Source organism: Limnohabitans sp. (assembly GCF_046052765.1).
In the GTDB taxonomy this organism is placed as follows: domain Bacteria; phylum Pseudomonadota; class Gammaproteobacteria; order Burkholderiales; family Burkholderiaceae_C; genus Limnohabitans.
The window spans coordinates 1-23,426 of the sequence record NZ_JAVLFQ010000067.1 but is presented as its reverse complement, the minus strand read 5'-3'; the positions used below and the strand labels follow the sequence as shown (position 1 = coordinate 23,426).

At 54.4% G+C, this 23,426-nt stretch carries 23 protein-coding genes; 7 read left to right on the top strand and 16 right to left on the bottom strand.

The window, feature by feature from the left end; genetic code table 11:
* Nucleotides 1–87: 87 nt before the first annotated feature.
* Nucleotides 88–468, top strand: a complete 381-nt coding sequence (locus AC9UG7_RS10445; protein ID WP_509587405.1) for an H-NS histone family protein — start codon at nt 88–90, stop codon at nt 466–468.
* On the opposite strand, the gene rfbC is transcribed toward AC9UG7_RS10445, so the two are convergent.
* The 7 genes from rfbC to rfaH form a co-directional block, all read right to left on the bottom strand.
* A complete protein-coding gene (gene rfbC, locus AC9UG7_RS10440) occupies nt 455–1,003 on the bottom strand; it encodes a dTDP-4-dehydrorhamnose 3,5-epimerase (RefSeq protein ID WP_509587403.1) in 549 nt (182 codons plus the stop codon). The genes AC9UG7_RS10445 and rfbC overlap by 14 nt on opposite strands.
* A 1-nt stretch (nt 1,004) precedes the next feature.
* Nucleotides 1,005–1,877 (bottom strand): glucose-1-phosphate thymidylyltransferase RfbA, encoded by an 873-nt coding sequence (rfbA, locus tag AC9UG7_RS10435; protein WP_509587470.1) that lies wholly within the window; start codon nt 1,875–1,877, stop codon nt 1,005–1,007.
* A 44-nt stretch (nt 1,878–1,921) separates the two neighbouring features.
* Entirely contained in the window at nt 1,922–2,839 is a 918-nt protein-coding gene (gene rfbD, locus AC9UG7_RS10430) for a dTDP-4-dehydrorhamnose reductase (RefSeq protein WP_509587401.1), read from the bottom strand.
* Nucleotides 2,829–3,890 carry a dTDP-glucose 4,6-dehydratase gene (gene rfbB, locus AC9UG7_RS10425; protein ID WP_509587399.1) on the bottom strand — a complete coding sequence of 354 codons (1,062 nt, stop codon included), beginning with the start codon at nt 3,888–3,890 and terminating at the stop codon, nt 2,829–2,831. Before rfbB ends, rfbD begins: the two co-directional genes overlap by 11 nt.
* Entirely contained in the window at nt 3,887–4,750 is an 864-nt protein-coding gene (locus AC9UG7_RS10420; protein ID WP_509587397.1) for a hypothetical protein, read from the bottom strand. The genes rfbB and AC9UG7_RS10420 overlap by 4 nt, the downstream gene beginning before the upstream one ends.
* A 109-nt stretch (nt 4,751–4,859) precedes the next feature.
* Nucleotides 4,860–5,642: a polyprenyl diphosphate synthase gene (uppS, locus tag AC9UG7_RS10415; protein ID WP_509587395.1), complete on the bottom strand. Its 783-nt coding sequence runs from the start codon at nt 5,640–5,642 to the stop codon at nt 4,860–4,862.
* A 2-nt stretch (nt 5,643–5,644) separates the two neighbouring features.
* Complete coding sequence (gene rfaH, locus AC9UG7_RS10410; protein ID WP_509587393.1) at nt 5,645–6,130, bottom strand: transcription/translation regulatory transformer protein RfaH; 486 nt, start codon at nt 6,128–6,130, stop codon at nt 5,645–5,647.
* Between the two features lie 88 nt (nt 6,131–6,218).
* On the opposite strand from rfaH, the gene AC9UG7_RS10405 reads away from it, so the two are divergent.
* Entirely contained in the window at nt 6,219–6,626 is a 408-nt protein-coding gene (locus AC9UG7_RS10405; protein ID WP_509587391.1) for a phasin family protein, read from the top strand.
* Between the two features lie 4 nt (nt 6,627–6,630).
* Entirely contained in the window at nt 6,631–7,284 is a 654-nt protein-coding gene (locus AC9UG7_RS10400) for a TetR/AcrR family transcriptional regulator (RefSeq protein WP_509587389.1), read from the top strand.
* A 70-nt stretch (nt 7,285–7,354) separates the two neighbouring features.
* Here AC9UG7_RS10400 and AC9UG7_RS10395 read toward each other — a convergent pair whose 3' ends face one another.
* Entirely contained in the window at nt 7,355–8,545 is a 1,191-nt protein-coding gene (locus AC9UG7_RS10395) for a M20 aminoacylase family protein (RefSeq protein ID WP_509587387.1), read from the bottom strand.
* 346 nt (nt 8,546–8,891) lie between these two features.
* Here AC9UG7_RS10395 and AC9UG7_RS10390 point away from each other — a divergent pair, with 346 nt between their 5' ends.
* Both AC9UG7_RS10390 and AC9UG7_RS10385 read left to right on the top strand, forming a co-directional pair.
* Nucleotides 8,892–9,119 (top strand): hypothetical protein, encoded by a 228-nt coding sequence (locus AC9UG7_RS10390; RefSeq protein WP_509587385.1) that lies wholly within the window; start codon nt 8,892–8,894, stop codon nt 9,117–9,119.
* Nucleotides 9,112–9,387: a hypothetical protein gene (locus AC9UG7_RS10385; RefSeq protein ID WP_509587383.1), complete on the top strand. Its 276-nt coding sequence runs from the start codon at nt 9,112–9,114 to the stop codon at nt 9,385–9,387. Before AC9UG7_RS10390 ends, AC9UG7_RS10385 begins: the two co-directional genes overlap by 8 nt.
* 60 nt (nt 9,388–9,447) lie before the next feature.
* Here AC9UG7_RS10385 and AC9UG7_RS10380 read toward each other — a convergent pair whose 3' ends face one another.
* Entirely contained in the window at nt 9,448–11,484 is a 2,037-nt protein-coding gene (locus tag AC9UG7_RS10380) for an RNA/DNA-binding domain-containing protein (RefSeq protein ID WP_509587381.1), read from the bottom strand.
* 248 nt (nt 11,485–11,732) lie between these two features.
* Here AC9UG7_RS10380 and AC9UG7_RS10375 point away from each other — a divergent pair, with 248 nt between their 5' ends.
* The gene (locus tag AC9UG7_RS10375) at nt 11,733–13,775 is read left to right on the top strand and encodes a molybdopterin-containing oxidoreductase family protein (RefSeq protein WP_509587379.1); all 2,043 of its coding nucleotides are present in this window, start codon (nt 11,733–11,735) and stop codon (nt 13,773–13,775) included.
* On the opposite strand, the gene AC9UG7_RS10370 is transcribed toward AC9UG7_RS10375, so the two are convergent.
* From AC9UG7_RS10370 to AC9UG7_RS10340, 7 genes are read right to left on the bottom strand one after another with little or no spacing between them, the layout of a single operon-like run.
* Nucleotides 13,762–14,541, bottom strand: a complete 780-nt coding sequence (locus AC9UG7_RS10370; protein WP_509587377.1) for a type III pantothenate kinase — start codon at nt 14,539–14,541, stop codon at nt 13,762–13,764. The two genes, AC9UG7_RS10375 and AC9UG7_RS10370, sit on opposite strands and share 14 nt — an antisense overlap.
* Nucleotides 14,542–14,586: 45 nt before the next feature.
* On the bottom strand, nt 14,587–16,005 hold the full coding sequence (locus AC9UG7_RS10365; protein ID WP_509587375.1) for an amidase: 1,419 nt from the start codon (nt 16,003–16,005) through the stop codon (nt 14,587–14,589).
* A 12-nt stretch (nt 16,006–16,017) separates the two neighbouring features.
* Nucleotides 16,018–17,523: a M81 family metallopeptidase gene (locus tag AC9UG7_RS10360; protein WP_509587373.1), complete on the bottom strand. Its 1,506-nt coding sequence runs from the start codon at nt 17,521–17,523 to the stop codon at nt 16,018–16,020.
* A complete protein-coding gene (locus AC9UG7_RS10355) occupies nt 17,520–19,118 on the bottom strand; it encodes an ABC transporter ATP-binding protein (RefSeq protein WP_509587371.1) in 1,599 nt (532 codons plus the stop codon). Before AC9UG7_RS10355 ends, AC9UG7_RS10360 begins: the two co-directional genes overlap by 4 nt.
* Nucleotides 19,118–19,996 carry an ABC transporter permease gene (locus AC9UG7_RS10350; RefSeq protein WP_509587368.1) on the bottom strand — a complete coding sequence of 293 codons (879 nt, stop codon included), beginning with the start codon at nt 19,994–19,996 and terminating at the stop codon, nt 19,118–19,120. The genes AC9UG7_RS10355 and AC9UG7_RS10350 overlap by 1 nt, the downstream gene beginning before the upstream one ends.
* On the bottom strand, nt 19,996–20,949 hold the full coding sequence (locus AC9UG7_RS10345; protein WP_509587366.1) for an ABC transporter permease: 954 nt from the start codon (nt 20,947–20,949) through the stop codon (nt 19,996–19,998). Before AC9UG7_RS10345 ends, AC9UG7_RS10350 begins: the two co-directional genes overlap by 1 nt.
* Before the next feature lies 1 nt (nt 20,950).
* Nucleotides 20,951–22,546: an ABC transporter substrate-binding protein gene (locus AC9UG7_RS10340; protein WP_509587364.1), complete on the bottom strand. Its 1,596-nt coding sequence runs from the start codon at nt 22,544–22,546 to the stop codon at nt 20,951–20,953.
* Here AC9UG7_RS10340 and AC9UG7_RS10335 point away from each other — a divergent pair.
* Nucleotides 22,540–23,426: amidase family protein (locus AC9UG7_RS10335; RefSeq protein WP_509587361.1), on the top strand; the 887-nt coding region annotated here is incomplete at its 3' end. The two genes, AC9UG7_RS10340 and AC9UG7_RS10335, sit on opposite strands and share 7 nt — an antisense overlap.

Here is a 23,426-nt window from a genome sequence, read left to right as displayed (position 1 = left end):
AACTTTAATAAAACTTAAAATAATTTATTCAAATAATTCAATATGCGAGATAATATATGATTGAATATTGTTTATAAGGAAATTATTATGTCAAGACTTAGTCCATCGAGCCAATTAGAAAAAATCCGTGCCGCCAGAATTAAACTTGAAAAAGAAGAACAGCGTCTGATGTCACGCACGCACGATAAAGTGCTGGCACAAATCGTACAACTTGCGCATTCAGCCGGATTAACTGCTGAACAAATTTCTGCAGCCTTAGGCGGCAAAAGTAAAGCCAAATCGGCCAAATCCACCGCCACTAAGACGCCCAAAGCCAAACGTGCCACGGCTGGCCGCAAGGTTGCACCCAAGTACCGTGACCCTGCCAATCCCGCTTTGACTTGGACCGGACGCGGTCGTACACCTGCCTGGGTTCAGGCTTTACAAAACGCTGGTCAATTGGCCAGCGCAGAAATCAAGGCTGAATAAATAACCTGGCCGCTGCGTCCTTGACGGACAGCAGCGGTTCGCCTTGAATATCAGACAACGGCCAGTCAATCGCAATATCAGGATCGTTCCAAATAATCGCGTCTTCATCGCTGGCGACCCAATAATCTGTGGTTTTATAAATCACTTCAGCAGTTTCACTGATCACCACAAAACCATGGGCAAAGCCTGGGGGAATCCATAATTGCTGGTGGTTTTCACTGTCCAGCATATGGCCGGTCCATTTTCCGTATTGTTTTGAAGCTGGCCGGATATCCACCGCCACATCAAAAATACGCCCTTGCGGTACCCTGATTAATTTACCTTGCGGGTGTTGTTTTTGAAAATGCAGGCCGCGCAAAACACCGTGTCGCGATTTACTGTGGTTATCTTGAACAAATAAAACATTTAATCCGGTTGCTGAATTAAATTCACGCTGATTAAAACTTTCAAAGAAAAAACCGCGCGGATCGGCAAAAACACGAGGCTGTAAAAGCAATACTTCTTCTAAATCAGTGGATTTAACGGTATAGGGCATATTAATAAACCAATAAATTTAATAAATATTGACCATAAAAAGTTGATTTATAAGGTTGCGCCAGTTTTTCCAACTGGTCGGCACTGATCCAACCCTGTGAAAAAGCAATTTCCTCGGGGCAAGCCACCATCAAGCCTTGACGCTTTTGTATCGTAGCGATGAATGTGGCAGCTTCCATCAAACCATCATGCGTTCCAGCATCCAACCAAGCATAGCCGCGCCCCATGGTTTCTACATTCAATTGTTTTTGTTCTAAATAACGGCGATTGACGTCCGTGATTTCTAATTCTCCACGGGCCGAGGGTTTGATATCCGCAGCAATATCACCAACTTGGCGGTCATAAAAATACAAACCTGTCACGGCGTAATTAGATTTTGGTTGCTTGGGTTTTTCTTCAATATGAATTGCGCGGTGTTGATCGTCAAAACTGACCACGCCATAGCGTTCGGGATCGGCCACATGGTAAGCAAATACCGTGGCGCCTTCCTCGCGTTCATTGGCGTGAATCAACTGCTTGACCAGATCATGGCCGTAAAAAATATTGTCCCCCAGTACCAAAGCGCTGGGCTGGTTGTTGACAAATGCCCGTCCAATTAAAAAAGCCTGCGCCAAGCCTTCGGGTTTTGGCTGCACCGCATACTGAATATTCAAGCCCCATTGTGCGCCGTCACCGAGCAAATCAGCGTAACGCGGGGTGTCGTGCGGGGTTGAAATAATCAGCACATCTCGGATGCCAGCCAGCATCAATGTACTGAGTGGGTAATACACCAAGGGTTTGTCATACACCGGCATCAATTGTTTGCTGACGGCCAGCGTCAAGGGATATAAACGGGTGCCAGAGCCACCCGCCAGCAAGATACCTTTTCTTTGCATTGTTGTCATATCGGATTCCGTTGGTCACAAGTTTGGATCATGCGTCACTCACTGGGTATTCCATCTTCTCGGATTTCGGCTAATTGCCGCATCACTTTATCCACCCCGGTTTGCCAATTGGGCCACGGCAGTTTTAATGTTTGAGCCAGCAAACTGCTGTCAAGCAAGCCATAAGCAGGGCGGACAGCCGGTAACGGGTATTGGGCGGTCGTGATGGGTTCCACCTTCTGCGGGGTAGCTTTCAACCTCCAGCCTAGCTGCAACGCTTGCTCAAGCACATATTGCGCATAAGCTTGCCAGTGGGTTTGTCCGGTTGGAGTGGCATGAAACAATCCCATCAAGCCTTGTTCGTCAGACAAGCGCATGGCTGCCAGCGTGATGTCTGCCAACCAAGCCGCTGCGGTGGGAACCCCCTTTTGATCAGCCACCACCCGCAAGCTATCACGCTCCATCGCCAAGCGCAGCATGGTCTTTAAAAAGTTGTGTCCGTGCGCACCGACCACCCAAGAGCTGCGAAAAATCAAATGGCGTGCACCTGACGCATGAACAGCCAGATCGCCGTCGCGTTTGCTGCGGCCATACACCGACTGTGGGTCGGTGGCATCGGTTTCCAGATAGGGACGCGTGGCCAAACCATTGAACACGTAATCACTGGAGTAGTGCACCAAAGCGGCTCCTTGCGCGCGTGCCAATGTGGCCAGCATGCCGGGCAACTCAGCGTTCAACGTGTGGGCGAGTTGCGGTTCTTGCTCGGCTTTATCCACCGCGGTGTAAGCAGCCGCATTGATGATCCAATGCGGTTTGAGTTGATCGACCACCCGTTTGAGAGCATCCAGTTCGCTCAAATCCAACTCGCGTCGGGTCAAAGCAGTCAACTCATAATGCGGATGCTGAAACCGTGCCGCCAATTCATGGCCCAATTGCCCTGCGGCACCCAGCAATAAGACGCGGTCACCCGCCATAGTGAAGGTCTACCCATTGGCGGTATTGGCCGCTGGTCACATTCGCTACCCAATCCGGATGGTCCAAATACCACTGCACAGTTTGGCGCAAACCTGTTTCAAAGGTTTCCTGCGGCCGCCAGCCAAGCTCGAGGTGAATTTTGCTCGCGTCGATAGCGTAACGCCTGTCGTGCCCCGCGCGGTCTTTGACAAAGGTGATCTGCTCGGCATAACTGTGACCGTCCGCACGTGGTTGCAATTCATCAAGCAACTGGCACAAGGTGCGCACCACCTCAATATTCGGTTTTTCATTCCAGCCGCCAATGTTGTAGGTTTCACCGGGTTTGCCAGCCTGCAACACGCGGGCAATGGCACGGCAATGGTCTTGCACAAACAGCCAGTCACGGATTTGCATACCGTCCCCGTAAATAGGCAACGGTTTACCAGCTAACGCATGGTGCAATACCAAGGGAATGAGTTTTTCGGGGAAATGGTAGGGTCCGTAGTTATTGCTGCAATGGGTGGTCAACACCGGTATGCCATAGGTATGGTGCCAAGCTCGCACCAAGTGGTCAGACGCAGCTTTGCTGGCGGCGTAAGGACTGTTGGGCTGGTAAACATGGGTTTCTTTGAAGGCGGGAGCGCCGGCTTCTAGGCTGCCAAATACCTCATCGGTACTGACATGCAAAAAACGGAAACTTTGCTGTAACTCTGGGCTTAAACCCTTCCAGTATTCGCGAACCGCTTCAAGCAACTGACAAGTTCCCACCACATTGGTGTGAATGAAATCAAGCGGCCCATGGATGGAGCGATCGACATGCGATTCCGCAGCGAAATGCAACACAGCACGGGGTTGATGCTGCCTCAGCAATTCGCCAACCAACACCTTATCGGCTATGTCACCTTGCACAAACACATGGCGCTGGTCGTTTGCCAGCGTCTGTAAATTTCCCAAATTACCTGCGTAAGTGAGTCTGTCAAGGTTAACAATGGGCTCGTCGCCACCTGACAACCAGGTATGAACAAAATTGCTACCGATGAAACCGGCGCCGCCGGTCACCAATAGGGTCATACGGGCAAGCTCTCTTCGGTGATGCCCAAGACGGTGGAGCGCACCATTTCGCGGAGTATTTTTTTCTCCGGAAAACTTAAGGGTCGATCCAGTGCACGCCTGACACGAAGCAACATATGGCGATCGACTTCCTGCGGTATGCCATGGCTGCCGCGCAACTCATCGCGCAAATCCTCACGCAAATCTTCGGGCTCATCGTCCCACCACTGGGTGACTACTTCCAACAATTTGGTACGAACCACTTCGGGGTCTTGGGGTGCGGCAGGCGCTGACGGCACGCGCGGGGTGGCGGTAAGTTCACGCGCGGCTTGCGGCAAAAGGAGCACACGACGGTCCGCCTGCGCCAGCAGCCCACACCAAGCGGGGTCTTCCGTGACCAGTTGGTCCATGTGACGGGCAGACTCATCGGCCAGCAAGTACACATTCAGGCCATGCAACTGCGCGTCATCGATCACCGCAGTCAAACGGTCATCATCGCTGGCAATCAATAAATGGTCACACGCATGGTGCTGAGCCAAACGGCCAATGTCTGCCGACATGGACTGGAAAACCACGTCGCCAGGTTCGCCGCCTGCTGCATCCAATTGGCGCACGATCTGATCTTGGGGAAACTGGGTGTCGGGATTGTCTGTGTACCAATACACGCGTTGAATGTCCACGCTGAGCCCTGCGCCTTTGAGCGCGTGACCCAGTGAAGGTATCAGTGCGAGCCGGTTATAGGTTTCCGGTTCTGCGGCTGCATCAGTCGATTGACGCAGCAGCCAAGACATGTAGTTGCTGTCAATCAATGCAATGCATCGACCGGTTCGCATGGGTGTGGAATCTTTGCGGTTGTGTGTGGGACGTGTCTCGTTCTTCATTTAAAGTTACCTGTTGCTTTGAAAGCTAATTGTGAAATTGACAGCGGGTGAACCGTCGGTTGAGCGCTGCAGACACCCGAAACTAATGACTAAGCCTGCAGGGCGAATATTAGCTGATATTGAAGCGGGACTCCAACGGCAGGGCGGGATTCAGAGTGTCGTGGTTGTCGCCAGTTTGACCCGCTGACACTTGATCATCCGTACGGCCAAAGCGCCTGACCCTGTGTTCGTACCAAGAAATCGCCTTTTTCAACGCCGCAGCATCGAAATCAGGCCAATGGGTTTCAGTGAAAAACAACTCGGTGTAAGCGGTTTGCCACAACAAAAAATTGCTGATGCGTGACTCGCCGCCGGTTCTGATCATCAATTCAGGATCAGGTAAATCGGCTGTGCTCAGGAAAGAGGATAGAGCAGAAGCATCCATGTCTTGTAAATTTTGAGTCGGATGTGCGTTTTGCCATGCGCGCATGGCATTCAACACATCCCACTGCCCGCCGTAATTTGCAGCAATCGTCAGGTGTAAGCGTGTGTTGTGCGTGGTTTCCCGCTCGGCTTGATCGATGCGTGATTGCAACAGCGGGGCAAAAGCACTGCGGTCGCCAATGACCCTCAAACGGATACCGGCAGCTTTCATTTCAGCGACTTCGGTCTCCAAGTATTGCAAGAACAAACCCATCAATGCACTGACCTCTTCCGCTGGGCGGCGCCAGTTTTCTGAACTGAACGCAAACAAAGTGAGGTACTTGAGGTTCAAGTCAGCAAAAGTTTTCACCATCTGGCGGACATTGGCCGCTCCCCTGACATGGCCGACAGTGCGGGGTAGCAACCTTTTTTTGGCCCATCGCCCATTGCCGTCCATGATGATGGCGATATGTTGGAGAGTATTGGCCATGGTCAAATGGTGGCGGGTCTTAAGTCTTGCATGTCAGTCACGATACGGTGTTGTTTATTCAGTAATTCAATCAAAACCATGGCGCGCATTTCTCCATCGCTTTGCTGGTAGATACCTTCCAAGCCACGCAAAGGTCCGGAGACAATTTTCACTTGTTGGCCAGGCTGAATCAATCGTTGCGTTTCTTGCTTAGGCAGATTTTTCAATGCCACAATCAAATCATCGGAGACAACCGCTGGCCGGTTGCCAAAGCTGACCAACTTGCTCACACCCAAGGTCGAGCGTATGGGTGACCAATTGGTTTGCTCGGTATCCAAGCGAATAAACAAATAGCGACTGAACATGGGTTCGATCACACGCATCAGTTTAGAGCGCAGCACTTTTTCCACTTCCATCAGCGGTAACCAGGCTTCAAAACCCTGTCTTTGTAAATTTTCCAGAGCGCGTTCTTCCTGTCTGGGTTTAGAGTGGATGGCGTACCAATGCATAACCGGTGGCTAAAAAAATATATTCAAAAATGACAAATGATTGTAATGCGGTTAAATTGCAATGATATTCTTTCACAGGAGCACAGACATGGCGAGCAAGCCCCCGGAATTTGATCCGCAACAAATGAGCGAACACATGAAAAACTCTGCCCAGCAAATTTGGCAAGCTGGGCTGGGCGCTTTTGCCAAAGCCCAAGAAGAAGGCAGCAAAGTCTTTGAAGCCCTGGTCAAAGACGGCAGTCAATTACAAGAAACCACATTGCAAGCCCAGGCCAAAATGGCCGAGGCCGCGGCAAAGGCCAGCGCCATGGCCAGCGACATGGGTCAACGTGCCAGCGGGCAGTTCGATAGGCTGGAAGGTATTTTTGAAGAACGGGTAGCCACAGCATTGAAACACATGGGGCTGCCCACTGGGCAAGACATGGCAGATTTACAGGCCAGGGTGGAGGCGCTGGAAGCGGAATTGAAAGCACTGAAATCCGGCGGCAAGGGATGAGTCGGTGAAAAAACCGCCACGCCGTACCGCTGAGCGCATCCTCGCCACCGCACTGGATTTGTTCAACCGCTACGGCGAACCTAACGTGGCCACTACCTTGATCGCTTCAGACATGGGCATCAGCCCAGGTAATTTGTTCTACCATTTCCCGGCCAAAGAATTGCTCGTCAACGCTTTGTTTGACGACTACCAACAAGAAATACACCAATTACTGCCCGCCGCCACTGAAGTGCAGGACATAGAACATGCTTGGTTTTTGATGCACAGCTTGTTTGAATTGATTTGGCGGCACCGTTTTTTATACCGCGATTTGAACGATTTGCTCAGCAAGAACCGGCACCTGGAGGGCGCGGTAAAAGGTATTTTGCAACTCAAGCAAAAAGCGTTTGACGATATGCTTTCAGGCTTGCACGCATATGGTCTGCTGGTGCAAACCAGCACCGAACGCGCCTACTGCTCGACCCATATGGTGGTTGTATTGACTTGGTGGTTGAGTTATGCGTATGTGCAAAATCCGCGTCACGCCATGGAAGATGGCAACGCAAACCACAGCGCGTTGAGTGGTGCGCAACAAGTGCTGGGCTTGCTGTTGCCTTATTTGAAAGAACGGCCAAAGGGGCAGTTGCAAGCACTGATAGCGGTCTATCAACCAGAGTGAGCATTCGCCCTGACCCAGCGAGAGACGGCTGGGTTATGCAGTGTGTGGGGGCGTGAAAACCTGCTGGACGTCAAGTCTTGGCGAGAAATTTCTCTACCATATGGACCCAAATAGTGCCGCCCAGCGGAATGAGATCATCATTGAAGTCATAGCTTGGGTTGTGCAAGGTGCATGGGCCGCCGCCATGACCCATCTCTCGGTGCTGACCTTCACCATTGGCTAAAAAGAAATAGGTACCTGGCTTGGCCAACAACATATAAGAGAAATCTTCTGCGCCCATGGTCGGTTCTTGCGCCAGCACATTGTCAGCGCCAATGATGTCGGCCAACACACTGCGTGTGAAGTCGGCCTCGTTGGCGTGGTTGATGGTAGGCGGGTAGTTACGTACAAATTCAAATGTGCAACTAGCCTCGTGCGCAGCGCTGACATGCTCGGCGATGGTGCGCATGCGCCGCTCGATCATGTCGAGCAACTCCACCGTGAAAGTGCGCACCGTGCCTTGCAATTCGCAAGTGTTAGGCACGACGTTGGTGGCTTCACCGGCGTGGATCATGGTCACTGAGATGACGCCGGCGTCCACTGGCTTGATGTTGCGTGACACGATGGTCTGGAAGGCCTGCACCATTTCACATGCGATAGGCACGGGGTCTATGCCGTTGTGCGGCAACGCGGCATGGCAGCCTTTGCCTTGGATGGTGATTTTGAATTCGTTGCTCGACGCCATCACTGGTCCGGCACTGACCGCCGCTTGCCCAACCTTCATACCGGGCCAGTTGTGCAGCCCAAAGACCGCATCCACGGGGAACTGCTCGAACAAACCGTCTTTGATCATTTCACGCGCGCCGCCGCCGCCTTCTTCGGCGGGTTGAAAAATCAACACCACGGTGCCGTCGAAATTTTTGTGTTGCGACAAATGCCGGGCTGCCGCCAGCAACATAGCGGTGTGCCCATCGTGGCCGCACGCGTGCATCTTGCCGGGGTGTTGGCTGGCGTGGGCAAAGGTGTTGGCCTCTTGCACGGGCAGTGCGTCCATGTCGGCGCGAAGGCCAATGCTGCGTTGACTGCTGCCGTTTTTGATGACGCCGACCACGCCGGTGGTGCCCATGCCGCGGTGCACTTCAATGCCCCAGCTGCTGAGCTGTGTGGCCACCAAGTCGGAGGTGCGGTTTTCCTGAAAGCACAGTTCCGGGTGGGCGTGTATGTCGCGTCGCAGGGCAACAATGCTGGCGGCTTCGGTGGCGATCGAGTCGAGCAGTTTCATGGGGTCACCTGTATGTAAGGATTGAGTAATCAGTCTACCTGATTGGCCTATGTTGGGTTGTCTTTGGTGCAGTTAGCTTTTGCAATGTGGCGCGTGGGTTGAGGCGAACTGGGTTTGGTGCTTGGGGTAAGTGGTGTCGGGTGAGGTGCATCGGGTGAAGCGCTTCAGGTGAGGCAAACACCGCAGGCCCGGCCTCGCCTCCACGCTTGCGCAACGTCGGCTAAGGCCGGGCCTGCGGTGTTTGCCTCATGGGTGAAAACACGCTTGCAGCACTTATGAAAAAAACTAAAAATAGTTTTTCATTCCTTTCAAGCTTGGTTCCAACGAGTGACTGATGAAAAACGCCATGTCAAACATGCTTAAAACCAAATCTGGCCGGTGGGTGAAACTTCCGACTAATGAGGAGAATGAAACCATTCGAGCAGCCGCCATCTCCGACCCGGATGCGCCCTTGCTGACGGATGAGCAAATGGCGGGTATGCAACCTCTACCGATATTCGGCAATTCCTTGGTCGATAGAAAAACCCCAGACGCAACGCGCGACTATTTAAACAAAGGTGCGCGAGATGCCTAAAACCGATGCATACGAAACAGCATTGCTTTCAACATTTGAGGGTGGAGCGCTTAAGTCTGTTGCAACAAAAGCAGAACTTGCAAAGTTCAAGGCGACGGCGTCAACCACCGACATCTATGACGGTAGCTTTGATATACAGCCGTCATCGGGTGATTTACAAGCCCTTCAAGAAACACAGTGTTTCTCATCAATACCTGACATGCGCGAATCGATCAAAGACGGCATGACCGAACCTATAGACGACTGCGGCAAGGATATTGACTGGTGAATTGGCACTGTAAATTGCAAGATATCGAGACATTTGTCTTTTATTCATGGCTGGCCAAAATTAATCTCCCTTCGTAAAGTGTTCCGTTTTATGTTCCATCAACTCATCAGAGTGGGGCTTTTTAAAAAGATCGTTATTCGTTGTGTATGCTTGACGCGGATCATTTTGATTTGAATAAGCCCATATTAAGTATTGATTCACAACCAAAGGGTTGAGAATTCTTTTTCGTAAATCACGTCCATCCGTCTGTCGTCCCAACAGCTGTGCAATCGCTCTCATTCCGAGGTATCTACCTGAACAAAGTTCCAAAACTGTTTGCTTAACTATTTCAGGTGACACTCTTGCACGTTGTGCTACGGGTGCCGCAATAGCCCTAAGCCTGATCAGCTCATCGGTAGGTATTTGTTCTAAATCAGCAAACACCACACGAACAGGAAAAAAGCCATCACTGTTCGTGGCCTGCTCCGAAGTTAAAGAACTTAGCTCGGGTGTTAGTGCGCTTAGCTCGGGTGTTAACCGCTCGAACTCGGGTGTTAAGCCCCCCAACTGTGTGGCATCAAGCCCTTCCTCAGATCTGAACAATGGGGCAATCGTAGGTACTTGCCAAGGCAGAAAGTACGCCATGCCTCGCCCTGCGCCACGTGCTTTAAAAAGTCCTTCACGCACCAAATTGGCAAGCATTTTGGTGATGTCTGCCGGGTGGTCAGATGAAATTTCGCGCAATCGAGAGTGGTTGAGTGCACCTTCTACGCTTGCTGTTATCAAGGCTATCCGCGCCAATTCTGACAAAGATGTGAAACGCGAACCCAATCTTGATTGGAGTTCTTCGAGAACCCTCTCAGGAACAAGACTACTCATGCGTAGTTCCATCAACGTATTTTCAGGCTCATGCTGCTCATAAAGTACAGGACGCCGCCAAAGCTGCCCAGCCCAATTACTGTAAATTTTTGGCAACCCTGAGCCGGCATGGTCGCCATAGCCCACCAATTGGAACAATTTTTGCAAACGTCGGTTGCGACAATCGCTATTACCACCGACGACAGCTAAAGAAGGTGGAATTCGCATCAAGCCCGGATTACGAAATCCAAACATATCTGGACGCTTGACTACCAACACCGAGACACGCCCTGAAAAATCAGCGTGAATCAGCGTATTGACCAAAGCCTCCCGCAACGCTTCATGAACAGGGGTGTCATCAATTCGCTGCCCTTCTTGCAATTGAAAAGGCACTTTCAAGTCTGCGGTTAGCTTCTGATACACCTTACGGAAAAAATCATATACATTGCCCGACCAACTGCCATCAGGCACCAATCGATCAATCCAACGTTTTTCCACTTTGGCTTCGGGCCGCTCTTGATAATCGACCATGTAATGCGGCAAAGCGTCACAGATGACCTCAGCCCGACCAAACATCAACAAACCGGCAAGACGCAAACCTGTGCGGCTATTGTCACGATCTTTTCCATAGGCACCAATTCGTTCCAAAAACTCAAGCAGAGGCAGGTCACTCCATACGTGCCCTGGTTTGACTGCGGCAAACCGATTTCGATACGCCGCAACCGTATCCATGTCAAGGTCTTGAAAATCAAAGTTCTGAAGAACGCGTTCATCACGGGAATCCTCAATACGCTCAGCAAGCATGCGACGCACTGCTTCATCATCAGCAGCGTAATCTCCTTCGTATCGGCGCAGATAAGTGCCTGCAAATGGATTGGTGCCCAGATGAACAGGCTTGTAATGACGGTCAGCGCGTGGAACCTCGATGCGTAGCAAGGTTTTTCCCTCTATCTGAATTGGTTCGATATTCGCTTCAGTCAACAGGTTTGCACTGATGTGTTTTCGGTTGTTCAAGTTGTCCCAAAGGGCCTTGCGCACCTTGTCAATATCTGTCAAACCCAATAACTTGAATACTCGGGTTGGCTTTTCTTGTACGCCTAAGAAAATAAGTCCGCCCTCCGTATTCGCCATGGCAGAGTAACTTTTCCAAAAATCTTCTGGCAACTCCCCACGTCCATCACGCCCTTGTGCTGCTTTGCACTCCAAATCATGAGACTCGGACAAGCTGCAAAAGTCCAAGTCTTTCCAGAGGTCATTCATGCCGCTTCCTTTGACTTGCGGTTACACGGTTTTTTCAGCGCCGCAGCAGAGGGCCGGCCAGCTTGGCCGAACTTGCGATCTATGTGTTGGCGGGCCAGAGCTTCAGGGGTCATTGAGCTTCTTTCAAATGAGGCACCGTTTTAGCGCCTTATTTCGCCGCTGAATTTAACATTAATAGTTTATTTAAATATATTAAATACATAAATATATTTCAAATCAATTAGGCGAATAAATTGCACAATGCCAACATGAACACCACCACCATCCTGGGCGCCTGCCCGCACGACTGCCCGGACACCTGCTCTTTGGTCACCACCGTGCAAGACGGTGTGGCCACCAAAGTGCAAGGCAACCCGCACCACCCCATGACCGACGGCGTGCTTTGCGCCAAGGTGTCGCGCTACACCGAGCGCACTTACCATCCGGACCGTTTGCTTTACCCGATGAAACGTGTCGGCCCCAAGGGCAGCGGTCAGTTCGAACGCATCAGTTGGGACGAGGCTTTAACTACCATCGCCAACAAGTTAAAACCCATCGTCGCCACGCGCCCTGAAAAACTGCTGCCCTACAGCTACGCGGGCACCATGGGTTTGGTGCAAGGCGAATCCATCGCCATGCGTTTTTTCAATCTGCTGGGCGCGGCCAAACTCGACCGCACCATTTGCTCTAACGCAGGAGGCGACGCGCTCAACTACACATTGGGCGGCAAGCTTGGTATGAAGATGGGCTTTTTTGCCGAATCCCAATTGATCATCATCTGGGGCAGTAACTCCATCACCAGCAACATCCATTTCTGGCGCATCGCGCAAGAAGCCAAACGCCAAGGAGCACGTCTGGTGTGCATAGACCCGCGGCGCAGCGAAACCGCCGACAAATGCGATGTGCATCTGGCCATCAAACCCGGCACGGATGCAGCGCTGGCGCTGGCGCTGATGCACGAACTCATCACGCACGACTGGTTAGACCATGACTACATCGCGCAGCACACTTTGGGTTTTGATGCCTTGCGTGAACGCGCTTTGCAATGGTCGCCCGAACGCGCCGCTGCGGTTTGCGGTTTGAAAGTCGATGACATTCGCCAACTGGCGCACGACTACGCCCACACCAAGCCCGCAGGTATTCGCCTGAATTACGGTGTGCAACGCAGTCGCGGTGGCGGCAATGCGGTGCGTGCCATTGCCTGCCTGCCCGCGCTCACAGGTGCTTGGCGGCATCGCGCCGGCGGTGTGTTGATGAGTGCGTCGCACCATGCACGCGCCAACGCAGTCGGTTTGCAACGGCCCGAGTTGCACCGCAACCCCAAAGCACCGCTGGTCAACATGAGCACCATCGGCGACGCGCTGAACACGCCCGGCTTGATCGAAGCCATGGTGGTTTACAACAGCAACCCGGTAGCGGTGGCGCCTGAGTCGGTGAAAGTGGTCAAGGGGTTTGCGCGTGAAGACTTGTTCACCGTGGTGCTCGAACATTTCATGACCGACACCGCAGATTACGCTGACATCGTTCTGCCGGCAACGACGCAACTCGAACACTGGGACATTCACAACAGCTACGGCCATACCGACATGGTGTTGAACCGCCCGGCCATCGCGCCCATGGGCGAGGCCAAAACGAATACACAAATATTCCGTGAACTGAGTCTGCGCATGGGTTTGCATGATCCATTGTTGCAAGAGTCGGATGAAGATCTGCTGCAGACCTCTTTGCAAAGCCCTGCCAACTTGAACAGCGCTCATCCTGTGACCATGGACGAATTGCTGCAACATGGCTTTGCCGCCTGGCCGGTGGCTGACGCGCCATTTGAGCACGGCGGTTTTCCCACACCCTCAGGCAAATGCGAGTTTGTCAGCCATCGATTGGCCGCCATGGGCCTCGACCCCTTGCCTGACTACCTTCCGAACTACGAGCAGTCGGACGAGACGGCTGTCTATCCCTTGGCCATGATTTCGCCACCTGCGCGTAACTTTTTAAATTCAAGCTTTGTGAATGTAAAAAGCCTGCGTGACATGGAAGGCGAACCGTTGCTGGAAATTCACCCGCAAGACGCGGCAAACAGACAACTGAATGATGGCGATAGGGTGCGCGTGTTCAACGACCGGGGCAGTTACGAGTGCAAAGCACAGATCAGCACGCGCGCGCAACCAGGCATGGTGGTGGGACTCGGTGTCTGGTGGCGCAAGCTCGGTGCCAACGGCACGAATGTGAACGAGTTGACTTCACAACTGCTGACCGATATCGGCCGTGCACCGGTGTTTTACGACTGCACGGTGCAGGTGGCTAGTCTGCGCTGAAGCGCTGCGCCGCAATCTGGCGCAAGCCATCAAAAATCAAACTGTCGACCAATTCACACTGCACCGACATGCTCGGTGCCATTTTCCAACCCGCGCCGCCTGTCATGTAGCACAGCGGTTCGTCTTTGCAGTGAACTCGCACATGTTGCACCATACGTTCGACCGCACCGGCAATGGCAAACGTGCCGCCGCTGGTCAAAGCGTCGCTGGTGTTGGTGGGGAACTCGCGCACCTCTCCGGTGGGCACGCGCAATCCTGCTGTACCCGACTCCAACGCGCGCAACATGATGCCGTGGCCCGGCAAAATCAAGCCCCCTAAAAAATGGCCTTGGGCGTCGATGGCTTCGACTGTGACTGCGGTGCCGACCATGACAACCACCATCGGCCGTGGTGCAGCTTGGGCAGTCTGTGCGCGCATGCGCGCCAACGCACCGATCATGGCTACCCAGCGGTCTGCACCCAAGCGGGTCGGATGGTCATACCCGTTGTGCAAACCAGCTTCGCTGGCAGACGGCACCACCCAACTCGGTGTCAGGTCCCAGATTTCCAACTGCTCATCCACACGGCGGCGCAATGCGTCCCCGGCGACGATGCAACCAAGCATGCGGGTGACAGGTGGCAAGGATTTCCAATCCTCGTCTGCCAAGCGGTCTATGTTTTCCAGAAACACCGCGCCTTGCGACAGCAACGCCGCGTTGGTGCGCGGGCTGTCGTACAAGGCCCATTTCAAGCGGGTGTTGCCAACGTCAAGGGCAATGAATGTCATGGGTTTTCACAAAAAGGAATTGGCGGCGATTATGCGCGGACAGGTCTACTCAAATTGATCAACGTCAGGCCGCAATAACGGATAGCCATCCTGCAGCGCTTTGGCCGCACGTAAAACCATCGCGTCACCGAACATGGGGCCGACCAATTGCACACCCATTGGCAAGCCGTCCGTGGTCAAACCGCAAGGCAAACTGATGGCTGGTTGTTGGCTCAAATTGAACGGATAACTGAAAGGTGTCCAACCGAGCATGGCCTCTGAATTCATGGGACTGTGCCCGGCAGGCAATGCTTTGAAAGCAGGCACAGCGGTACTGGGTGTGAGTATCAAATCAAACCGCTGCATGAACTGACGCATATGTGATCCGAGTGCACCTCTGCGTTGCGTCAACTGGTGCAGCGCGTTCGCGTCCAAGGTTTCACCAATGGCGGCCTGTGCCGCAAAGTCCGGGTCGGTCATCGCTTGTTGCGCGGGACTTAATGTGCGCCACACCTGGTATGCGCCTGCAAACCACAAGCCTGTGGTGATGTCCAGCGGGTCGGTTATGCCGGGGTCAACCTGCTCGACCACAGCACCCAAGTCTTGCAAATACTGCGCGGCTTGCGCGGTGGCGGCGGCAATTTCGGCATGCACATGCTTGGCATAACCCAAGGTCGGTGAATAGGCGATGCGCATTCCCTTGACACCATGGTTCAAGGCTGCGGTGTAGTCCATGCCGTCAAACGGCAGTGAGGTCCAATCGCGCGCATCCGGTTGCGTGATGACATTCATCATCAATGCCACATCCGTGACTGTCATGGCGTGTGGACCCAAGTGCGCCACTGAGCCAAAAGGTGACAACGGATACGCAGGTACGCGACCAAAGCTGGGTTTGAAACCGACATTGCCGCAAAACGCTGCAGGTATGCGCACGCTGCCTGCGCCATCGGTACCTACAGCCAACGCGCCCAAGCCAGCGGATACAGCTGCGGACGCACCCCCCGATGAGCCGCCCGGTGTATGCGCCAGATTCCAAGGGTTGCGGCTGATACCCGTCAACAGTGAATTGGTTTCGCCTTTGCAGCCAAATTCGGGTGTGGTGGTTTTACCCAGCAACACTGCGCCTGCTTCACGCAAGCGCGCGGTGACCGGCGCATCCACATCCCAAGCTTGCCGAGGGTTGACGGTGCGACTGCCACGCAACGTCGGCCAGCCACGGGTCAATATCAAATCCTTGATGGATACCGGAATGCCTTCCAAAGCACCGACAGCGGCGCCTTTGTGTCTGTGCGCCAACCAGCGCTTTTCACTGACCCTGGCACTGGCCAATGCGGATTCTTCATCGACCAGACAAAACGCATTCAACAAAGGGTTGAGTCGTGCAATGCGTTGCAGCACGTCTTGGGTCACCTCCACTGGCGACACAGCGCCGCCGCGAAACAGTGTCTGCCATTGTTCAGCTGTGCAGGGGGTTAAATCAGACATACGCGTCTCCTGTCAGGCCCGGGTGCGTGTCAATGCGCTGAGTTTGCGCCAAGGCAGATCGCCGGGGTCGGCAGCCATCGGACCTGTGGCTTTGGCCACCAGCACCTTGGCTGCGATAGGTTCAAAATCGGCACGGAAATGGTTGGAGCTTTTCAACACAATCAATTTCATCGCCTCTGGTGTGATGCCCACCATGCGAAGCATTTCACGGTCAAACAATTGGGCCTTACCGCTGACCACTGCAACCCATACACCGTCTATATCCAAACAAACGCTAGCGCCAAGTTGGCTGACCATGCCACGCATCATCGGGCCTTTCAATTCGCATCGCCCTTCACTGATGGCCCGCACCTGCGCGCGCGCATGCACTGGCGCATCACTCATTCCCGCATACGTTGGCACAGACACACCCAACACCACATCGATAAATGCACCTACACCGGCAGCAAATGCTTTGGCAGCTACCTCGGGGTGGTACAGCAAGCCCAGCGCGACTGCGCCGGGATAACGCTTACCTGCACCTTGTTGCAACAATACGTGCAACATGCCTGTGGTGTTGCTGTCACCGCCTGCGCCGGGGTTGTCTTGGGTATCTGCAATCAGCACTGGTCGTTCGTGCTGCGCCGCCAACTCCAAGGCCTGCGTCACCGCTTCGCGTGCATTTAAAAAATCCATGCGCCATTGCGCTGGTGGCGCGGCAAGTTGATGCAACGCATCTGCTGCAGCTTGGGCTTGCTGCGGTTGCGCAGCATAAGACCACAACACCGGCGCGCATTCATCAAAATCTGCTGCTGCAAAACCCATGCAAAAGCTCGACACACTGTGATTCGCCTTATCTATAATTGAGATGGCTGGATAAATATCTTTGGCTGGTTGCAACCAGGTCGACTGGGCATTGAGAGAAATCAAATAAGGCAAGCGATGCACTGTCAGCGCTTCACGGCGCCCCAAACGCAAACGCCTTTGTAGCAATTCGGCTGTGCGTTCACCGGTGTCTGCCATGTCGACATGGGGATAGGTGCGATAAGCCACCAATGCATCTGCAGTGTCCAGCATGCGGTGGGTGACGTTGGCATGCAAGTCCAAACTCGCCACCAAGGGCATGTTGTCGCCGATCAATGCACGTACCCGCGCCAGCAATTCGCCTTCTGCATCGTCCGCGTGTTCGGCCACCGCGGCGCCGTGCAAGTCCAGGTAGACCGCGTCAATGCCTTGCGCCAAGCCCTGCTTCAAGTCCGCCAACATATCCGCGGCAATTCGCTCAAAAGCATCTTGGGTGACGTAAGAGGACGGACTGGCTCCGGCCCACACCGACGGCCACAACTGCCAGCCATGGCGTTTGGCCGCATCAATGAAACCACCCACAGGGATATTCACGCCGGTGAATTGGGTTTGCATGGCCTGACCGCGAATGTAAGCAGGAAAAGCATCGCCCCGGTTGAATGCCTCCCAATCCGCCAGACTGGGGGCGAACGTGTTGGTCTCGTGCTGAAACCCGGCGATGAAAACGCAGGTCATGCATTGCCCCCTGGCACACTGGCCAACAGTGCCTGTGTGTAAGCATGTTGTGGGTTTGCATACAAAGCGGCCGTCGGGCCATGCTCAACAATGTGTCCACGGTGCATGACGATAACGCTGTCGCACAACTGTGCGGCCACGCGCAAATCGTGGGTGATGAACAGCAGGCCCAGTCCCATGCTGCGTTGTACCTCTCTGAGTAAATCCAAGATTTGTGCTTGCACAGACACATCCAATGCGCTCACCGCTTCGTCGGCTACCAGCACATCGGGTTGGCAAGCGAGAGCGCGAGCCAGTGCGATGCGTTGGCGCTGACCGCCACTGAATTGGCTGGGGTAACGCTCCCAGGCGTTGGCGGGTAAACCAGTTTGTGCCAGCAGCGCCTGTCCGCGCGCTTGGGCTTGCGCTGCACTCAAACCGAAATTGCGCGCACCTTCCATGATGGATTCGCCGACCCGCATGCGCGGATTGAGTGAGCGGTTCGGGTCCTGGAACACCACTTGCAAGCGATGACGCAATGGCCTGAGTTGCGCCTCGTTCAGGGCTGCGATGTTGTCTTGTCCCCAAAAAATATCCCCGCCGTCAGGGTCGATCAAGCGCAACACACAACGCGCCAATGTGGATTTGCCAGACCCCGATTCGCCGACGATGCCCAGCGTTTCACCGGCACGCAATGCAAAGCTTGCATGGGCCAATGCATCGGTGCGGCGCACGCTGCCCCAGCCTTCGCGGCTGACATAAGTTTTACGTAATGCCTGTACACGCAATACCGGTGGCGTGTCGGGCAAGACACGCGGTGCAGGCGGTGTCATGCCAGGTACAGCAGCCAGCAAGCGGCGCGTGTAATCGGCCTGTGGTTGCCGCAACACTTGGTCACGCTCACCCTGCTCCACTTGAACACCACGGTGCATGACCAGCACCCGATCCGCGGTATCAGCCACCACACCCATGTCATGCGTGATGAACAACACGGCTGTGCCGCTGTCGTGTTGCAATTGTTTGATGAGTTTTAATATTTCCTGCTGTGTGGTCACGTCCAGCGCCGTGGTCGGCTCATCGCAAATCAACAAGGCGGGTTTCAATACCATGGCCATGGCAATCACAATACGCTGGCGTTGCCCGCCACTGAGTTGATGCGGGTAGCTGTCCATCATGCGCTCGGGTTCGGGCAGTTGTACCTGTTGCATGATGTGTAACACGGCTTCGCGACGTTGTGAATGCCCCCAGTCGGTATGACAGCGCAGCACCTCGTCGATTTGTTCGCCACAGCGCATCACTGGATTCAAGGCGGTCATAGGCTCTTGAAACACCATGCCCATGGCGCGTCCGCGCAAGCCTCGCAAACGCGCCTCATCAGCATCTAGCAGCGACTCGTTTTGCAACAGCACACTTCCCTGTGTGACGCGCAACTCGCGCGCCAGCAAACCCATGACCGACATGGCCAGCACCGATTTGCCAGAACCCGATTCACCGACCACACACAAAGTTTCACCCGCGTTCAACGACAAAGAAATATCTTGCATCGCGTGACTGCGGTCTGCACCGGCCGGCAATGCCACCGACAGCTTGTGCACGGACAACACAGGTATGCCCATTAGCCTACCCGCTTGGCAAATTTAGGGTCAAGCACATCGCGTAAACCGTCGCCCAGTAGGTTGATCGCCAGCACCGTGGGAACCAGAAACAGCGCAGGAAACAACACATTGCCCGGTTGCATGCTGAACTGCACCCGGCCCTCGGCCATGATGTTGCCCCAGGTCGGGACATCTGGCGGCAAACCCAAGCCCAGAAAACTCAGAATGGCTTCGGTGAGCACCGCCGAGGCCGCCACAAATGTGCCTTGCACCAACAGCGGCGCCATGGCGTTGGGCAGGATATGTCGCCACAAAATCACCGCTGTAGGCGTGGCCAATGCACGCGCGGCTTCGACATACGCTTCTTCGCGCAAACTCAGCACCAGCGAACGCACCAACCGCGTGACGCGCGGCACTTCGGGTATGGCAATCGCCACCACCACGGTCGCTACATTTGCGCCCAGCACAGCCACCAAGGCAATCGCCAGTAACACCGCAGGTATGGCCATCAAGCCATCCATGAAGCGCATCAGCACCGTATCGACGCGACGAAAATAACCGGCGAGCATGCCGCACAAACCCCCTAAGGACAGGGCCAGCAAAGAAGTGCAAATACCAACTACCAGCGATATACGTCCGCCGTACATGACGCGGCTGTAGACATCGCGGCCGAAGTTGTCGGTACCCAGCCAAAACGTGTGTTGCACCACCGTACCGTCAGGCAAATTGAATGCGCCGGATTTGCCAGCCGGTTGATTGATGACATTGGCGTCCATGGCCGCCGGATCCACCGTGCCCAGCCAAGGCGCGGCCAGCGACAACAGCAACACCAACAACAACACGGCGGCGCCAAAGCGTACCGAACCATGGTCCCATAAACGTTGGTTGAGCGAGGTCATCAGTGACGAATCCTAGGGTCAAGCCAGACATAGCTGGTGTCCACCAATAAATTGATCAACACATAGCTGAGCGAGAACAACAACACCAAACCTTGTATGACGGGGAAGTCGCGGTTGAGCACCGCGTCCACAGTGAGTGAACCCAAACCGGGAATCGCGTACACCGTTTCAGTGACCACCACACCGCCAATCAATAAGGCCACGCCTATACCGATCACAGTGACGATGGGCACGGCCGCATTCGCCAGCGCATGGCGAACCAGTACCGCAAGTTCCGACAGTCCTTTGGCGCGCGCGGTGCGAATGAAATCCTCTTGCAAGGCTTCGGATACGCTGGCGCGGGTGATGCGTGCGATCAATGCCACATAGACGGTAGACAAGGTCAGCCATGGCAGTATGAGCTGACGCATCCACGCCCAAGTGCCTTGTGATTGCGCACCACTGATCGGCTTATAGCCTTGCACCGGCAACCATTGCAATTGCATGGCAAACACATAAATCAGCAGGTAAGCGATGACAAACACCGGCACCGAAAACCCGGCGACTGAAAACGCCGACAGTCCACGGTCTAACCAGCCGCCCATGCGCCATGCCGCCAGACTGCCCAGCGGCACCGCGATACACACCGCCATCAACACCGTGCCCAGCGCCAGCGCCAAGGTAGGTTCCATGCGCTGCGCCACCAATGCAGTGACCGGCTTGCTGAGGTAATACGAGTAACCCAGATCGCCTTGTAAAACTTGCCCCAGCCACAACACATATTGCGCGACGATGGGCTTGTCCAGCCCCATGTGAGCGCGGATGTTGGCAATGTCTTCGCTGGTGGCATTGTTGCCCGCGATCACCGCTGCGGGGTCGCCAGGCGCTAGACGAAGCATGAAAAACACCAGCAGCGAGACCACCAACAGCACAGGCAGCACCGCCAACAGGCGGCGTATCAAAAAGGATCCCATGTCAGCGCTTGGCCAATCCCCACATCACCGGAATGCCTGGGGTTTGTAACAGTCCGCTGACGTTGTTGCGCAGCACAGTGGGGTTGCGGTATTCGCCCAGCGGGACAAAGGAAGCTGTTTCAAACACAATGGATTGGATGTCGGAGGCGATTTTTTTCTGCTCGCTACCCTCATGGGCACGCGCAAATTTTGCTTTCAATTCTTCGATGCGCGGCTCGTCTTGCCAACCAAACCAACCCGTGGCACCTTTGGCATTGAGCATGGCGCTGGTCAATGGGCTGTCAATATCACCCGCAGCCCATGTGGTGAAGAACATATTCCAACCGCCTTGGCTAGGCGGATCTTTTTTGGCTCGCCGCGCCACCAATGAAGCCCAGTCCATTTGTTGTAAATCCACCTTGAATCCAGCGGCTTCCAATTGCTGCTTGGCCACCAAAGGCAGCTTGGTGATGGCAGACAAGTCGGTGGGTCGCATCATCACAATCGGAGTGCCGTCGTAACCGGCTTCTTTCAACAGTTCACGTGCCTTGGCCGGGTTGGCAACGCCGGTGAAGTGAGGTGTGTTTTCATCGGCAAAAGGTGAACTGCAGGGATAAATACTGCGACACAAACGACCCAACTCAGGCACACCGACCTGGGTATTGATGAATGCCTGCTGACCGACGGCCAGCATCGCGGCCTGACGGATTTTGGGGTTGTTGAACGGCGGATGTATGTGATTGAAACGCATGATGTACTGAAAACCAGCAGGCGCGAAATCTTCCACCTTGACGCCTGCGGTTTTCTTTAAAGTGTCGTACTGCTCGAAACTGGGTTGTTCCACGATATCGACTTCACCGGCGACGATGGCATTGAACTGGGTTTGCGGGTCGCGGATGATGACCCATTCCACGCGGTCGAAGTTCACCGGCCTGCCGCCTGCAAGTCCGCTGGGTGCTTCTGTGCGCGACACATATTTGGTGTTGCGCTCATAGACCGCAACCGAGCCGGGTTTGAATTCGTCGGCTTTGAAAATGAACGGTCCAGAACCTATGTGCTCCTTGATCTGCTCGGTGCCAGGCGTGGCCGCGATACGCGCAGGCATGATGAATGGCACATTCGAAGACGCTTTGCCCAACGCTTCGAGCACGATGGCGCACGGCTCTTTCATCAGCATTCGCAATGTGTTGGCGTCTGGTGTTTCCAATTTGTCCACGAACGCAAACAACACACCGCCCATGGTGTCGCGGCTAGACCAGCGCTTGAGTGACGCCGCCACATCTTCGCTGGTCACCGGCTTGCCGTCGTGAAACGCCAGACCGCTGCGCAGTTTGAACGTCCAGACCTTGCCATCCTTGCTGGTGCTGTAGCTTTGCACCATTTGCGGCTGGATTTTTCCTTTGGCATCCTCGGAGAACAAGGTGTCATAAATCATGTAGCCGTGGTTGCGCGTGACGTATGCCGTGGTCCAAATGGGGTCCAGCACCGCCAAATTGGCATGCGGTACAAATCGCAACACCTTGTTGGCAGGCAATGCGTTTTGTGCCTGCACATGGACAAAAGTGCCGACAGCCATGAGTGTGGCGGCCATGGCTTGAACAAACAAACGGCGTGACATTGATTTCCCCTTGGGCCCGCAGGCGGCTACATTTCAAACTCGGCTTCAATATAAACGAATTCATTCAGGTGCCCAGACCGATGGCTATAACCGAACTCAGCGCATTGCAATTGTCTGCCAGTATCCAGCGGCGCGAATTTTCTTGCTTAGAGGTGATGCAGGCTTTTTTACAGCGTATAGCTGCCATCAATCCGCACGCCAACGCCATCGTCAATCTGCAGGAACCCGACATGTTGCTCGCGCTGGCCGCCGTATGCGACCAAGAACTCGCCCGCGGCGATTCGCGCGGCTGGCTGCACGGCATACCGCTGGCTTTCAAGGATTTGGTCGACGTGGCAGGCATACCCACAACCTGCGGCTCGCCACTGCTGCGTGACCATATTCCTGCGCAGGATGCCTTGTTGGTACAGCGCATGAAAGCAGCTGGTGGGCTGGTGATAGGCAAAACCAATACGCCGGAGTGGGGTTTGGGTTCGCACACGTTCAACCAGGTGTTTGGTGCCACCCCCAACGCCTACAACGCCAACTTCACCTCGGGCGGCAGCAGCGGGGGCGCAGCGGTGGCACTGGCGCAACGCCTGTTGCCTTTGGCTGACGGTTCGGATTTCATGGGCAGTCTGCGCAACCCAGCCGGCTGGAACAACGTCTTCGGTATGCGCCCCTCACAAGGTCGGGTACCTGCTTTTCCTCAGAACGATGTCTGGGTCAGCCAGCTCGGCACCGACGGCCCGATGGCAAGGCATGTGGCCGATCTCGCGCGGCTGCTGGAGACCATGGCCGGTTATGACGATCGTGCGCCGCTGTCGCTGGCCAGTTTGCCGCCAGGCTGGTCTTCACAGTTACAACCCAAGGCCAAAGGCTTGCGCGTGGGTTGGCTGGG

Excerpts from the sequence above, each read along its gene's own strand:
- rfbA (WP_509587470.1), bottom strand. The coding sequence starts at position 1,877 with ATGCAAAGAAAAGGTATCTTGCTGGCGGGTGGCTCTGGCACCCGTTTA.
- AC9UG7_RS10420 (WP_509587397.1), bottom strand. The coding sequence starts at position 4,750 with ATGAAGAACGAGACACGTCCCACACACAACCGCAAAGATTCCACACCC.
- AC9UG7_RS10380 (WP_509587381.1), bottom strand. The coding sequence starts at position 11,484 with ATGAATGACCTCTGGAAAGACTTGGACTTTTGCAGCTTGTCCGAGTCT.
- AC9UG7_RS10350 (WP_509587368.1), bottom strand. The coding sequence starts at position 19,996 with ATGACCTCGCTCAACCAACGTTTATGGGACCATGGTTCGGTACGCTTT.
- AC9UG7_RS10360 (WP_509587373.1), bottom strand. The coding sequence starts at position 17,523 with ATGACCTGCGTTTTCATCGCCGGGTTTCAGCACGAGACCAACACGTTC.
- AC9UG7_RS10355 (WP_509587371.1), bottom strand. The coding sequence starts at position 19,118 with ATGGGCATACCTGTGTTGTCCGTGCACAAGCTGTCGGTGGCATTGCCG.
- AC9UG7_RS10385 (WP_509587383.1), top strand. The coding sequence starts at position 9,112 with ATGCCTAAAACCGATGCATACGAAACAGCATTGCTTTCAACATTTGAG.
- rfbD (WP_509587401.1), bottom strand. The coding sequence starts at position 2,839 with ATGGCGGGTGACCGCGTCTTATTGCTGGGTGCCGCAGGGCAATTGGGC.
- AC9UG7_RS10390 (WP_509587385.1), top strand. The coding sequence starts at position 8,892 with ATGTCAAACATGCTTAAAACCAAATCTGGCCGGTGGGTGAAACTTCCG.
- rfaH (WP_509587393.1), bottom strand. The coding sequence starts at position 6,130 with ATGCATTGGTACGCCATCCACTCTAAACCCAGACAGGAAGAACGCGCT.
- rfbB (WP_509587399.1), bottom strand. The coding sequence starts at position 3,890 with ATGACCCTATTGGTGACCGGCGGCGCCGGTTTCATCGGTAGCAATTTT.
- AC9UG7_RS10395 (WP_509587387.1), bottom strand. The coding sequence starts at position 8,545 with ATGAAACTGCTCGACTCGATCGCCACCGAAGCCGCCAGCATTGTTGCC.
- AC9UG7_RS10375 (WP_509587379.1), top strand. The coding sequence starts at position 11,733 with ATGAACACCACCACCATCCTGGGCGCCTGCCCGCACGACTGCCCGGAC.
- AC9UG7_RS10365 (WP_509587375.1), bottom strand. The coding sequence starts at position 16,005 with ATGTCTGATTTAACCCCCTGCACAGCTGAACAATGGCAGACACTGTTT.
- AC9UG7_RS10405 (WP_509587391.1), top strand. The coding sequence starts at position 6,219 with ATGGCGAGCAAGCCCCCGGAATTTGATCCGCAACAAATGAGCGAACAC.
- uppS (WP_509587395.1), bottom strand. The coding sequence starts at position 5,642 with ATGGCCAATACTCTCCAACATATCGCCATCATCATGGACGGCAATGGG.
- AC9UG7_RS10340 (WP_509587364.1), bottom strand. The coding sequence starts at position 22,546 with ATGTCACGCCGTTTGTTTGTTCAAGCCATGGCCGCCACACTCATGGCT.
- rfbC (WP_509587403.1), bottom strand. The coding sequence starts at position 1,003 with ATGCCCTATACCGTTAAATCCACTGATTTAGAAGAAGTATTGCTTTTA.
- AC9UG7_RS10370 (WP_509587377.1), bottom strand. The coding sequence starts at position 14,541 with ATGACATTCATTGCCCTTGACGTTGGCAACACCCGCTTGAAATGGGCC.
- AC9UG7_RS10345 (WP_509587366.1), bottom strand. The coding sequence starts at position 20,949 with ATGGGATCCTTTTTGATACGCCGCCTGTTGGCGGTGCTGCCTGTGCTG.
- AC9UG7_RS10445 (WP_509587405.1), top strand. The coding sequence starts at position 88 with ATGTCAAGACTTAGTCCATCGAGCCAATTAGAAAAAATCCGTGCCGCC.